Below are 12,130 nucleotides of genomic sequence, written 5' to 3' on the forward strand. Positions count from 1 at the left end.
TTTTTCGGTATCGTTATAAGCTCAAGCTTCTCTCATTGTAGCAAGGTGCGGAAGCAGTGCAAACGTCAAAGGCCCCAGCTAAACGCGCTGAGGCCAAGCCTGAAGCCGATAAGGCGGGATTCCTATTTGCTCTTGAGGTTATCCCACGTTTTTTGGAAGTCTGCCAGCATTTGCTCCTTCGTGCTCTTGCCGGCGATATACGCCTGCATCGAGGCGCCGAATTCCTGCACCGCGCCGTCCGGGTATTTGAACCAGTTCCAGCTCAGCACTTTGTTTTCGCTCGTGTACTTCATAATGTCGACGGCGATATCGCCCACATCGCTTTCGCTTGCCGTAATGTTCGTGAACGCCGGGATGAATTTGAACTCCTTGGTCATGTACTGCTTGCCGATGTCGGATGTGACAAGCCAGTTCAGGAATTCCTTCGCCTCGGCCTTCACCTTGGAGTTCTTATTGATGACCCAGTTGTTCGGCACGCCGACGAACAGCTTGTCGTTCGCCTCGGCGTCTTCGTTGATCGGCATCGGCAGGACGCCGACCTTGATGTCCGGGTTGATCTGGTTGATCTGCACCTGCGTCCAGTTCCCCTGCTGCATCATCGCGGCTTTGCCGGTCGCGAAATTCGTTACCTGCGTGTTGTAATCCGTCGTCAGCGGGTTCGGCTGCCCATACTTCAAGGTCAAGTCAACGAGCCGCGTCCAGTCGTCAAATATGGGGCCGCCGAACTTTTGCGACCCGTCGTTCAGACCGGCGATGAATTGGTTCGGATCCGGCTGCCGGGCGACGGCCACGTTAAACGTATGGTTGCCGAGAATCCACCACTCCTGATAGCCGTTGGAAAACGGCGTGACGCCGATGGCCTGCAGCTTCTTGGCCGCTTCTTCCAGCTGGCTGAGCGTCTTGGGCAGCTCGGTGATTCCCGCTTTTTGGAACAGCTCTTTATTGTACAGGAAGCCATAGCCTTCGATGTTCATCGGCTGGCCGTAAATTTTGCCGTCCTTGCTCATCGGTTCTTTCGCGACCGGGGCGATATCCTTCACCCACGGCTGGTCGGACAAGTCCTCCAAATGCTCCATCCAGGTCTCCATCTCGCGAAAGCCGCCGTTATTAAAAATATCGGGCGCATCGTTAGAGGCAAATTTCGTCTTCAGCGCCGCTCCGTAATCCGCCCCGCCGCCGACCGTCTCGATCTGCAGCTTCACGTTCGGATGCGTTTTTTCGTATTCGTCCTTCAAACGGTTCAAGGCTTCGTTAATTTCCACTTTAAATTGGAAAATTTTCAGTGTGACCTGATTACCCTCCGCCCCGCCTCCGGCATTGTTCCCATCCTGCGCCTGATTGCCGCCGCAGCCTGCCGCCAGGCCGGCCAGCAGCGCCGCGCTCATCGTCAGGGCAGCCGTTTTTTTGAATCCTTGCTTCATATGCCGATTACCTCCCCTTTTTCACAAGCTTGGAAGCATGTTGCTTATATATTGTTTTCACTGTCTCTATTTTAAATTCAGTTTGAAAGCGCCGACACCGAGGATATTGAACATTTAGGTGGAAGGTGTTGATGTATAAAAAGATACCAGTTGAACGAGAGAAACCATCAGCGCGGCTTGGCCATAGTGTGACGTGTTCTGAAGAAGCGAGCGTTCGCCTTTGTTCCCGGATTTCTACCTCTACGATTGGAATTAGGAATCTGGGAACAACAGTGATCGGAAGAACATGACACACGACGACCCCGGCTGAAAACATTCGTTCAACTTTTATAGATAGTACGGATTTGTTAGCTGTTTACGCTTGAGGGCTTCTTATGCTAAAATATGGACACGGTCTGTGAAGCACACGCCGCTTCGTTCTTTGGCAGTCATCCGCTGCACAGGAATGGGGCGGCTGTTTTCATTTTACAGCTTTTGAGGGGGAATTGGCGTTGAATTTCGAGCAAGCTTATGAAGCGTTCCTTGACGATCATGCAGGTAGACGAGCGGGAGAAAGACGGAGAAGATTGCAGGAAGGACATGCCCATGCGGAAAAATGTTTTTTGCAGGAGGTATGGTGGCCGGTATTCAAAAGCTTTGACTATTTGCATCCCGAATACGAAATCGCCGATTTCAAGGACGGGTTTCGGTATTTGGACTTCGCGTTTATCCGGGGACAGCTGCGGCTGGCGCTGGAGATTGACGGCTACGGACCCCACTGGCGAAACATTAGCCGTGCGCAGTTTTCCGATCATTTGATGAGGCAAAACCATCTGCTGATGGACGGCTGGAAATTGCTGCGCTTCTCGTACGACGACCTGACGGAGCGTCCGCGTTATTGCCAGCAGCTGGTGCAGCAGTTCATGGGCATTTGGCTGAACGGGATGCCGCATGCCGGCGAGGGACTTAACGCGGAACAACGCGAGATTATACGGTTTGCATCGGGTACAGCAAAACCCATTGAACCTAATGATGTATGCCGTCTGCTGGGCGTTCAAAAAGCGAAAGCGCGAAAACTGCTTCATTCGCTTGTCGAGCTGGATTGGTTGGCCCCGGACGGAGGCGGTACGGTGCGGATTCGGCGTTATAAGCTGAATCGGGTGCGGGAGTTTGCTTAAAGGGTAAGCGGCCGGGAGAGTTATGATAGAAAGCACGCTAGGGAAGGAGGTAAAGAGTTAGTATACGGGAGAAGGTAGGCAGGGAGTTGGTAAGATGGTATGTTTGCTTGGTTAGGAAGTATGAGGCTTATGGGGAGTTTTGGAGTTTGCGTGTATAGGAACTATAAGGCGTGTGTGTATAGAAACTGTAAGGCGTATGCAGAGTTTGCGGGGTTAGGAAGTGTAATGAACATGGAATAAGATTGTTTTTTGCGCTTAGTTTGGTGTAATTTAGTTAATTTGTCTGAATAAGAACGTTTTTCATTCTTAATGTTTATGTTTTTATTAAATTAGGGCTGTTTGGAAGAAATTAAGATAAAAAAACAACCTTATTTCTCCGAAAAATGAAATTTCCGGAGAAATAAGGTTGTTTTTCGTTCTTACTGCCAGAGTGGTGCTTTACTCAACGCGGGAAACCAAGGGTTCGGGCGGGGCGCCCTAATCTTGCACCTCGTGGGCTCGGCGCCTCGATCGAGCTCGCGCGCTGCGCCACCACGCCCGGCTTCGGGGCAGGCGCCTGCGCTCGCCGCCGGCCTTGCGGCGCCTCGGGTCGGCGGCCTCTCCATCGGCACGAAGCCGCGCCATCTCGGACGCCCTCGCCTCGGCCCCCTCTCGTGTGCCCTAGCCCCGCTCCGCGCAGCTTACCCCTTGACCGAGCCTGCGGTGATGCCTTCAATGATATGGCGCTGCATCGCCAGGAAGAAGATGACGATTGGCGTGATGCCGAGCACCAGTGCGGCCAGCGCCAGATCCCACTGCTTCGTGTACTGGCCGAAGAAGGAGTTCGTCGCCAGCGGGATTGTCCGCAGATCCGGGCTCTGCAGGATGAGGAACGGCAGCAGGAAGTCGTTCCAAATCCACAGGCTGTTCAGCAGGATGACGGTGACGGCGATCGGCTTCAGCAGCGGGAGCACGATGCGGAAGAACGTGCCGTAGGCGCTCGCTCCGTCCACGGAAGCCGATTCCTCGATTTCGTGCGGGATCGATTTGACGAAGCCGTGGAACAGGAACACCGACAGCGGCGCGCCGAATCCCATGTAGCAGACGATCAGCCCCGGGATGCTGTCGAACAGGCCGACGGTGCGAGCGACCCGGACCAGCGGGATCATGATCGACTGGAACGGGATGACCATCGCCGCGACCAGCAGCGAGAAAAACAGCCGGTTGAAGCGGGTTTTGTGCCGCACCATCCGGTAAGCCGCCATCGCGCTGATGAGGGCGATTGCCAGATTGGCCAGCACAGTGATCACCAGCGAGTTGGTCAGTACGGTCGGAAACTTCATGATGCGCCAAGCGTTGCTGAAGTTGCTCCACTGCAGCGCCGTCGGCAGGCTGGTCGGGTCTGTCAGCAGCTCGGCGAACGTTTTCAACGAGTTGACGATGACGAAGTAAAAGGGCACCAGGAACAGCAGGCCGAGCAGCACGGCGACGATTTCGACAACCAAGGTGCACGCCGTATATCTTTGCCGCGCTTCCATCACGCTTCGACCTCCCTGCTCTTCGTAATCCTCACCTGAATCGTCGTTATGATCGCCACGACGACAAAGAAAATAAGCGCCTTGGCGGTCCCGAGCCCGAACCGGTTATTTTGGAACGCCTCCGTATAAATGTTCAGCGCCAGCGATTCCGTCGATTTGAACGGCCCGCCTTTGGTCAGCGACAAGTTCAGGTCGAACATCTTGAACGTGTTCGAGATCGCCAGGAACAGGCATACCGTCACTGCCGGCATGATGAGCGGGACGATAATCCGGAACAACACCTGGGCCGGAGATGCGCCGTCGATCTGGGCCGCTTCCAGCACATCCTTCGGCACATTGATCAGCGACGCGATATAGATCACCATAAAGTAACCGGCCGACTGCCAGACGAAGACGATGACGATGCCCCAAAACCCGGTCGTTTCGTCGCCCAGCCACGGCAGGTTGAAGAACGGAATGTTCGTCAGCTGCCCGATGGCGGGAAAGCCTTTGACGAAAATAAACTGCCAGATGAACCCGAGCAGCAGCCCGCCGATCACGTTCGGCAAAAAGAACACGGTGCGAAGCGGGTTGCGCAGCTTGAGCGGGCGCGTCAGCAGCAGGGCGAGAATGAAGGCCAGCACATTCGTCAGGATGACCGCCGCGATCGAGAAACGGGTCGTGAACCAGAACGAGCGCATAAAGTCCGGATCGTTAAACAAAATTTGCTTGAAATTGCCGAGGCCGATGAAGGTCACCGTCCCCGAAACGCCGTTCCAATCGGTAAAGGAATAATACATCCCCAGCAAAAAGGGAATCATCACGATCAAGGTAAACGAAATGAACGCCGGCCCGATAAATACGAGCTGTTCCAGCCAAGCCGACAGTGGGCGTCGTTTCATCATCTATTCCTCCTCCACATGCTTTGGCGATTGCCGCTATTGCGCCGTCAATTCCGGTTGTAGTACGCTGTATGAGTTCTCTTTAGAAGCCGCAATCGGATGGAGCGGGCATTGGGCCATCGACGGATTCGGCTATCCTTTTCGTATATCCCATTATAAATACGGGCATAACGCACCGAAACGGAAGATGATGAACCGATAGGTGCAAAATATTGACCATTCCCGACAAGGAGGCACCCGAAGGTTATGGGCCGCAGCAGTTTCCGCTTTCGTCTGATTCTTGTGCTGCTCATTGCAACCATTGTCCCGATCAGCGCGTCGATGGTAGTAACGAACGTGTACACGAAACAGTCCGTCCGGCAGAACGCCATCCGCGAGAGCACCCGTCTGCTCGAGCAAGGGCGGCTGAATCTGATCAACTATATGGATTCGCTGAATCAGCTGTCCTTCTCCATTTACAGCGATTCGTCCTTCATCCGGCTGACTACTCTCGGCTTTACCGGCTACCAGAGCGAGCCGGAAATTTATCGCCTGATGCAGACGATATCGCTGAACAGGGACGTATCCCAGGTTTATATGAACATTTTCGAACGGGGTCCGGGCGAGGCGCGTTCGTTCCTGGTCCGCAACATGAGGCGATATCCGTATTCAGATATCAGCTACCAGCTGAAACCTCCTTATTTGCCCGAATCCTTTGATGCGAAGGTCGAGCCGGCTCATATGAGCCATACATACGGCATTCCCATGTCTTTCTACTATGCCCCCGAGCCGGTAATCAGTATTCACCGCGCCATCTTCCGCATTCCGTCCATGAAGCGGATCGGCACCTTCTCGATCGATGTTCGGCTGACAGGCCTAGCGGAGATGATGGACCGGCTCCGTACCGAGCAGGAGGACGTTTATTTGCTGGATGCGGGCGGAACGGTGATCTACAGCTCGGAGGCGGGCTGGACGCCGGGCGAAAGCCGGCAAGGGGAGGAATGGGTCGGCCGCATGCTGGCGCAGCCGGAAGCGTCGGGCCACCTGGAAGCGGGGCAGAGCATGCATATATACGAGAAGGTGGAGACGCCTTATTTGACATGGTATATGGTCAAGCGCATTCCCTACGACCAGCTGTATCAAGGGGCCCGGGAGCTGCTGCGGATTCAGTTCGTTATTTTGGCGGTGCTGATGGCGGTGGTCGCGCTGCTCACCTTATGGATCAGCGTTCGCTTTACCCGGCCGATCAAGGAGCTGATCGGCTACATGAACCGGATTCGCTCAGGCCAGCTCGATGTGGACATCCAGGTGAGCTCGCAGGACGAAATCGGCATCCTGGCCCGCCATTTTCGCGATATGATGGGGACGATCAATCATCTTATTACTCAGGAGTACAAGCTCAAGCTGGCGAACCGGACGAACCAGCTCAAGGCGCTGCAGGCGCAAATTCATCCGCATTTTCTGTACAACTCCCTGCAGTCGATCGGCACGCTCGCGCTGCAAAGCGGCGTGCCTAAGGTGTACAAGCTGCTCTCGGCGCTGGCCAAAATGATGCGCTACAGCATGAGTACGGGCGAAACCGTCGTCCCGCTGCGGCGGGAGCTGGAGCATGTGAAGGCGTATTTGCAGCTGCAGACGCAGCGTTTTGAGAATGAGCTGAACGTGCGGTATGATATGGATGAGGCTTCTGTCGACATTTTACTACCGAAAATGACATTGCAGCCCCTCGTGGAAAATTATTTCAAGCACGGCTTCGACCCGCGGCATCAGACCGGCGAGCTTACGCTGTCCAGCCGCATCGATGCCGAGGCTTCCCCTCCTCTCTTGACGCTGGTCATAGAGGATAACGGCCGGGGAATGCCGGCGGAGGAGATCGACAGGCTGAACCGTCTGCTCTCCGAGTCGTCCGCCTCGGCCGCAGGGGAAGCGGGCGCGAAAGACGAATCCATCGGTCTGCTCAACGTCAAGACGAGGCTGGAGCTGTTCATCAGCGAACGGGCATCGCTTCGGCTCGAGCCCCGTCAGCCGGCGGGGCTGCGCGTCGTCATCGTCATCCCTGCGGAATCGCCGCAGCGAGAGGAGGCGTAAATGATGAGAGCGATTATTGTCGACGACGAAAAGCATGTCCGGGATGCCGTCATGCTCCTCGTGCCCTGGGAGGAGCTCGGGATCGCCGAGGTGCTCGAGGCGCAGGACGGCCTGGATGCGATCCGGCTCGTGACCGAGCATAAGCCGCAAATCGTCATTACCGACATGATGATGCCGCTCGGCAGCGGCAAGGAGCTGCTGGAATGGCTGAGCGAGCATTATCCGCAAGGCAAAACGATCGTCATCAGCGGCCACGACGATTTCGATCTGGTTCGCCACGCCGTCAAATACGGGGGCGTCGATTATATTTTGAAGCCTGTCGACGGGAAGCAGCTGCGGGCCGCGATGGAGCGGGCCATCCGCAGCTGGGAGGCTGAGGAAGCGGAGCGTCGCAAGGAGCGCGAGCGGAGCATGGAGATGAATCGGATTCGCCCGGTGTTCTGGGACAAAATTTTGTCCTGCCTCATCTCCGAGCCCGCTTCCTACGAGCAGCACGCCGCGGCGCTGGACAAGGAGTTCGGGCTCGGCCGCCAGATCCGCGAATGCCGGGTCGCTATTGTCAGTCTGGATACGATGTCGCCCAGGCTGAGAGCCAAGTTCGAGCCGGACCTGGACCTGCTGTTCTTCTCGCTGACGAACGTATGCAACGAGGTGCTGCGCGACGGTACGGCCCGCAGCGGCGTCGCCTACCGCTACTGGAACAGCGAGAGCGAGATTATTTTGCTCCTGTACGGCCGGCAAGGTGAAGCGGCGCCGCTGCTGGAGAAGCTGGAGCGGGCGCTCGTCGCCACGTTCCGCAGCAGCCTGGACATCGGCGCAAGCCGCGTGCGGGCATTTCCCGCGGAACTGCCTGCCGCCTACCAGGAAGCGAGGCAGGCGCTGAACCTGCGCAATTTGCTGCAAAGCGAAAAGAAGGTGCACCTGTACGAACCGGGAGCTTCCGCTCCGCTGGGCGATTTGGCCTTCGGCGATTACGCCGAGTCGATCCGGCTTGCCGTTCGCAGCGGCAGTCCCGAGCAGATCCGCAGAGCCGTCGCCGGGTGGATGCAGAGGGTGAGCCTGCTGGAGAGGATTACCGCCGAGCAGCTCGAGCTCTGGTGGCATGAATTCCATGTCGCGAAGAACAAATGGCAGGCCGAATGGTTCGGCAGCGAAGCGCCGGCGCAAGCGGCCGCCGAAGCCTCCTTCGGAAGCATGCCGCTGTCCGCGCTGCTCGGCGAGGATGGCTCTCTCTCCCTGCAGCTCTGGGAGAAACGGCTGATCGACAGCCTGACCGGCCTGTCCCGGGCGATGCTCGGCCATCAGCGGCAGGAAAACAGCGTCATTCACGACATCGCCAAATATATACAGCAGCACTATCGGGAAGAAATGACGCTGCAAAGCATCTCCGGTCAATTCTTTTTGAGCAGGGAGTACATATCCCGGAAATTCAAGCAAGTGTTCGGGCTCAATCTGTCCGACTATCTGAGCGGCATCCGGATGGAGCATGCGAAGGTGCTCTTGCTTAATCCTCACCTGAGGATTGCCCAGGTGGCGCAAATGGTCGGATACGACGACGAAAAATATTTCAGCAAGGTGTTCAAAAAGCTTGTAGGGCAAACGCCCAACGAATACAGGAAGGTGAATTCGACGTGAATACTTCAGTAGAGCCGGCTGCCGCGCAGCCGGCCAACCGCGCGCAGGCGAAGCCGCGCGGCGGAGCGACAGCCAAAACTTATGTGCTGCTGCTTCTCGTCTGGGCCGCTCTCGTGGCCAGCGGGATGTGGGGCGCCAAGCTGTATACGGACCATCTCCGCGCCCAGATCGCGGCGGATATCGCAAGGCAGACCGAAGCGCAGCTGGCGGCGGTAAAGGCGCAATATGAAGCGGAGCTCGCTCAGCTGAAGGAGTCGATCGGAGCGGATATGACGCAAATGCAGACGAAGATCGACTCGGTCGGCGAGCTGCTTGCTTTTACCAAGGACAGCGCCAACGAAAAGACGGATAACAGCAATCAGCTGTACACGCAGCTGGCGGAAGTGAAAAAACAACTGGACGAGCTGAAGAAAGATTTGGACGCCCTTCAGTAAGGAAAGGAAGAGCCTGAATGAATCCGATCCCGCTGATCAACCGAACGATGCTGCTGGCGGGAGCGCCTTTTCTCGGCATTATTGTCTTTCTGATGATTTTCCCGCTCGCCGTCCAGCTGCCGGAGCGCGCCGAAACGGCGTTCTCCCGCATCGATCTCTCTCCCGCGCTGGAGGAGACGCTGGCCAAGCTGGACAAGACGCAGTCCGACGCCGCGCAAACGCGGGCGACGGTCGAACGGTTTTACGAGCTGTATGCGAAAAGCAACGAAGCGATGTCGTCGATGCTGAAGACGGCCGAAGCAGCATCGCAGCGGCCGACCGCCATCTTCGAGGAACGGGTCGCCCGGCACCTGGGGGGCAAGGTATCCCGCTCCACCTCGACGGACAATATCGATTTGAAGCTGTATTATTTCAGCGAAGCGAAGTATAACGGCTATGGACTCAAGGTCGATCTGAAGTCCGATAAAGCGATGCAGATGGTGCTCGGCAACGATCAGGTCGGCGGCAGCGAGACGACGCTGAGCGCGGCGAAACGGTACGGCGCGGTGGCCGGGGTGAACGCGGGCGGCTATGCGGACGACCCGAAAACCGGCAAGCGGTATCCGCTCAGCACGACGATGTACAACGGCAAATATGTCTACGGCTTCGAGCCGACGTTCGACGATCTGGCCTTCGTCGGCATGTCCAAGGACCGCAAGCTGATCGGGGGCAAATTCTCCCGGCAGGCCGACCTGGACAAGCTGAATCCGGACTTCGGCGCCACGTTCGTGCCGGTGCTGCTGCAAAACGGCAAGAAGCAGCCGCTTCCGGCCGCCTGGCAGTCGACGCGCGCGCCGCGCACGGTCGTCGGCAGCTTCAAGAACGATCAGCTGCTGTTCCTCGTCGTGGACGGCTATGACGAGAACGGAAGCTCCGGCGCGACGCTTGCCGAGCTGCAGGACAAGCTGGTCGCGCTTGGCGTGAAGGATGCCTACAATCTCGACGGCGGAGGCTCCAGCAGCCTCGTTTACGAGGGACAGGTCATCAACAAGCCGTCGGACAAAGGCAGGCTGCGGCAGCTCCCGACCCATTTCCTGTTTTTTAAATAACCATTGCGCGCCGTTCACATTTTATACGTTTTCTTTTGGGCGGCGGTTGGTTATAATAGGCTAGGGAGGTGTCTCCGATGTCAGCTACATTCTGGTTAGTCATCACCGTGTTCCTCATGTTTATCGTCGCCATGCTAACGGCAGCTTATAACGAGGACAAAACGAAAGGTCTGTAATATTGCAGACCTTTCGTTTTTGTATATGCAGGCCGTTACAGCGAGCTGGTGCGGCGCGCCCATTTTTTCCGCTGCACGGGCCTTAGGCTCTTCGTATACGGCGCTTCGCGAAGCTTCTCCATAAACAGGCGGTGCACATGCTCGCCCATCGTCATCACCAGCCCTTCTTCGAGCGAAATGCGCGGCTGCCAGTTCCATTCGCGCCGCACTTTATCGATATTCAGGCGCATCTGCTGCTTATCCTCCGCACGTCCCGCCTTGTACACCGGACGAACGAAGACATTGAACAAATCTTGCAGGATGAGCAGCAGCTCCTCAATGCCCACGATTCGTCCCGAGCCGATATTGTAGGTCTGCCCGCTCCCCCGGGAAATCGCAAGCAGATTCGCTTCGGCGGCGTCGGAGACGTGAAGAAAGTCCCAGTACCGCGTATGCTTCCCGTAAATCGGCGGCCGCGAGCCGTCCATGACGCTATTAATGATCCTCGAAAGGATGAAATCGTCGCGATCGCTGCGGCTTCCGTAAATGGAAGAATACCGCAATATCGTATAATCCAGACCGAATAAATTGGCGAACGCTTTGATATACTCCTCCGGAGCCAGCTTGGAAAATCCGAGGGCCGACTTGGGGGCGCACGGATAAGTCTCGTCGACAGGCTCCGGTTCCTTCGAGCCGTACACTTCGGCGGACGAGCCGTAGACCAGTTTTTTCACATTAAACTCCCGGCACAAGTCCAGCAAATAGATCAAACCGCGCATATCGGGGTTCATCGCTCCGAGAGGCTTGCCCTGGGACGGAATCGGCGCTTCCGCCAAGTGAATGCACACATCGGGAAGCTCCTTCTCCATAATGCCGCGCATTTCGGGCCCGGCGATATCCGCATGATAAAACTGCGACTTCGGATGGATATTCTCGCTCCTTCCCGTAGTCATATTATCGACGACAACAACCTGCATCCCTTCCAGAATCAGCCTATCTACCGTGTGCGAACCGATGAATCCGGCTCCGCCCGTCACCAAGATCTTCATTCGTGATACACCCCTTATCAACGTATCAAGACAACCTGATACGAATTGTATCATATTTTATCGAATAATAGGACTATTTCAAGTAAAAAACATTCATTTTTAAATGAAATTTTATAAAAATGGGATACTTTTTGTATCATAAATGAAGTTGCTGGAGCTAGTAGGGAGGATTGTCGGACTCGGAGGGCTGAATTTGCGTTCCAAGCGATTATTTTGCGACAGATCCGGCTCTTTTGGCGCACATTTGATCGCGGTTCATCGTTTTAACCAGAGACGGTTCATTCCAGAACGTTCGTTCCGACGCAAACGCTTCATATTTGTCCAACCGCAAACCGAGCTGACGTACAATCACATTGATATCTACATTTATATGCTTCAGTTTATTCATCAATATTTCTCTCCATCCATGTTATAGTCAACTATATAAATATGCTGTTAGTCGTATAAAAAAACGATATTCTTTACGGCATGGTATGCTTTATATTTTAATTTAATACAATTGATATACATGAATCATCCCTATATTACCAAAAGCAGCGTTACAACATAGTTACAGTTGCGCCTTTTCCTGCGTTTCTAAAAATTTTTTTAACTTTGGATTTTACTAATACCAGTTATTTGCTATAATCGAACCGGAAACCAAAAATAGTCCAAAATGACTATTTCCTTTCCGCGAGGAATTCGGAGGTCTTACATCATGCCGTTTATGCCCATAGACTCCATACA

10 protein-coding genes are annotated in these 12,130 nt (G+C 55.3%); 5 read left to right on the forward strand and 5 right to left on the reverse strand.

The genetic code is table 11. The features are described 5' to 3' along the window. Positions 1–122: 122 nt before the first annotated feature. Positions 123–1,421, reverse strand: a complete 1,299-nt coding sequence (locus tag F591_RS0108835; RefSeq protein WP_019534235.1) for an ABC transporter substrate-binding protein — start codon at positions 1,419–1,421, stop codon at positions 123–125. Positions 1,422–1,912: 491 nt separating this feature from the next. Between F591_RS0108835 and F591_RS0108840 the strand changes: the two genes are divergently transcribed. Next, positions 1,913–2,578, forward strand: coding sequence for an IclR family transcriptional regulator (locus tag F591_RS0108840; RefSeq protein ID WP_026326475.1), 666 nt, complete (start codon positions 1,913–1,915; stop codon positions 2,576–2,578). Positions 2,579–3,258: 680 nt separating this feature from the next. Here F591_RS0108840 and F591_RS0108845 read toward each other — a convergent pair. Then, positions 3,259–4,095, reverse strand: a complete 837-nt coding sequence (locus F591_RS0108845) for a carbohydrate ABC transporter permease (RefSeq protein WP_019534237.1) — start codon at positions 4,093–4,095, stop codon at positions 3,259–3,261. After that, entirely contained in the window at positions 4,095–4,976 is an 882-nt protein-coding gene (locus F591_RS0108850) for a carbohydrate ABC transporter permease (RefSeq protein WP_019534238.1), read from the reverse strand. The genes F591_RS0108845 and F591_RS0108850 overlap by 1 nt, the downstream gene beginning before the upstream one ends. 246 nt (positions 4,977–5,222) lie before the next feature. Here F591_RS0108850 and F591_RS0108855 point away from each other — a divergent pair, with 246 nt between their 5' ends. From F591_RS0108855 to F591_RS0108870, 4 genes are read left to right on the forward strand one after another with little or no spacing between them, the layout of a single operon-like run. Then, positions 5,223–7,043, forward strand: coding sequence for a cache domain-containing sensor histidine kinase (locus F591_RS0108855; protein WP_019534239.1), 1,821 nt, complete (start codon positions 5,223–5,225; stop codon positions 7,041–7,043). After that, positions 7,044–8,678: a response regulator gene (locus tag F591_RS0108860; RefSeq protein WP_019534240.1), complete on the forward strand. Its 1,635-nt coding sequence runs from the start codon at positions 7,044–7,046 to the stop codon at positions 8,676–8,678. Next, positions 8,675–9,112, forward strand: a complete 438-nt coding sequence (locus F591_RS0108865) for a hypothetical protein (protein ID WP_019534241.1) — start codon at positions 8,675–8,677, stop codon at positions 9,110–9,112. Before F591_RS0108860 ends, F591_RS0108865 begins: the two co-directional genes overlap by 4 nt. A 17-nt stretch (positions 9,113–9,129) precedes the next feature. Beyond that, positions 9,130–10,200 (forward strand): phosphodiester glycosidase family protein, encoded by a 1,071-nt coding sequence (locus F591_RS0108870; RefSeq protein ID WP_019534242.1) that lies wholly within the window; start codon positions 9,130–9,132, stop codon positions 10,198–10,200. 211 nt (positions 10,201–10,411) lie between these two features. Here the strand turns inward: F591_RS0108870 and F591_RS27675 are convergent, their stop codons facing one another. Together F591_RS27675 and F591_RS0108885 are read right to left on the reverse strand one after the other, a co-directional pair. Next, positions 10,412–11,404: an NAD-dependent epimerase/dehydratase family protein gene (locus F591_RS27675; protein ID WP_019534244.1), complete on the reverse strand. Its 993-nt coding sequence runs from the start codon at positions 11,402–11,404 to the stop codon at positions 10,412–10,414. A 208-nt stretch (positions 11,405–11,612) separates the two neighbouring features. Continuing rightward, positions 11,613–11,792, reverse strand: coding sequence for a hypothetical protein (locus F591_RS0108885; protein WP_019534245.1), 180 nt, complete (start codon positions 11,790–11,792; stop codon positions 11,613–11,615). Between the last annotated feature and the right edge of the window lie 338 nt (positions 11,793–12,130).

This window comes from Paenibacillus ginsengihumi DSM 21568 (assembly GCF_000380965.1).
GTDB classification, from domain to species: domain Bacteria; phylum Bacillota; class Bacilli; order Paenibacillales; family NBRC-103111; genus Paenibacillus_G; species Paenibacillus_G ginsengihumi.

Coding starts and splice junctions, on each gene's coding strand:
- F591_RS0108835 (WP_019534235.1), bottom strand. CDS start 1,421: ATGAAGCAAGGATTCAAAAAAACGGCTGCCCTGACGATGAGCGCGGCG.
- F591_RS0108845 (WP_019534237.1), bottom strand. CDS start 4,095: ATGGAAGCGCGGCAAAGATATACGGCGTGCACCTTGGTTGTCGAAATC.
- F591_RS0108850 (WP_019534238.1), bottom strand. CDS start 4,976: ATGAAACGACGCCCACTGTCGGCTTGGCTGGAACAGCTCGTATTTATC.
- F591_RS0108855 (WP_019534239.1), top strand. CDS start 5,223: ATGGGCCGCAGCAGTTTCCGCTTTCGTCTGATTCTTGTGCTGCTCATT.
- F591_RS0108860 (WP_019534240.1), top strand. CDS start 7,044: ATGATGAGAGCGATTATTGTCGACGACGAAAAGCATGTCCGGGATGCC.
- F591_RS0108870 (WP_019534242.1), top strand. CDS start 9,130: ATGAATCCGATCCCGCTGATCAACCGAACGATGCTGCTGGCGGGAGCG.
- F591_RS27675 (WP_019534244.1), bottom strand. CDS start 11,404: ATGAAGATCTTGGTGACGGGCGGAGCCGGATTCATCGGTTCGCACACG.
- F591_RS0108885 (WP_019534245.1), bottom strand. CDS start 11,792: ATGAATAAACTGAAGCATATAAATGTAGATATCAATGTGATTGTACGT.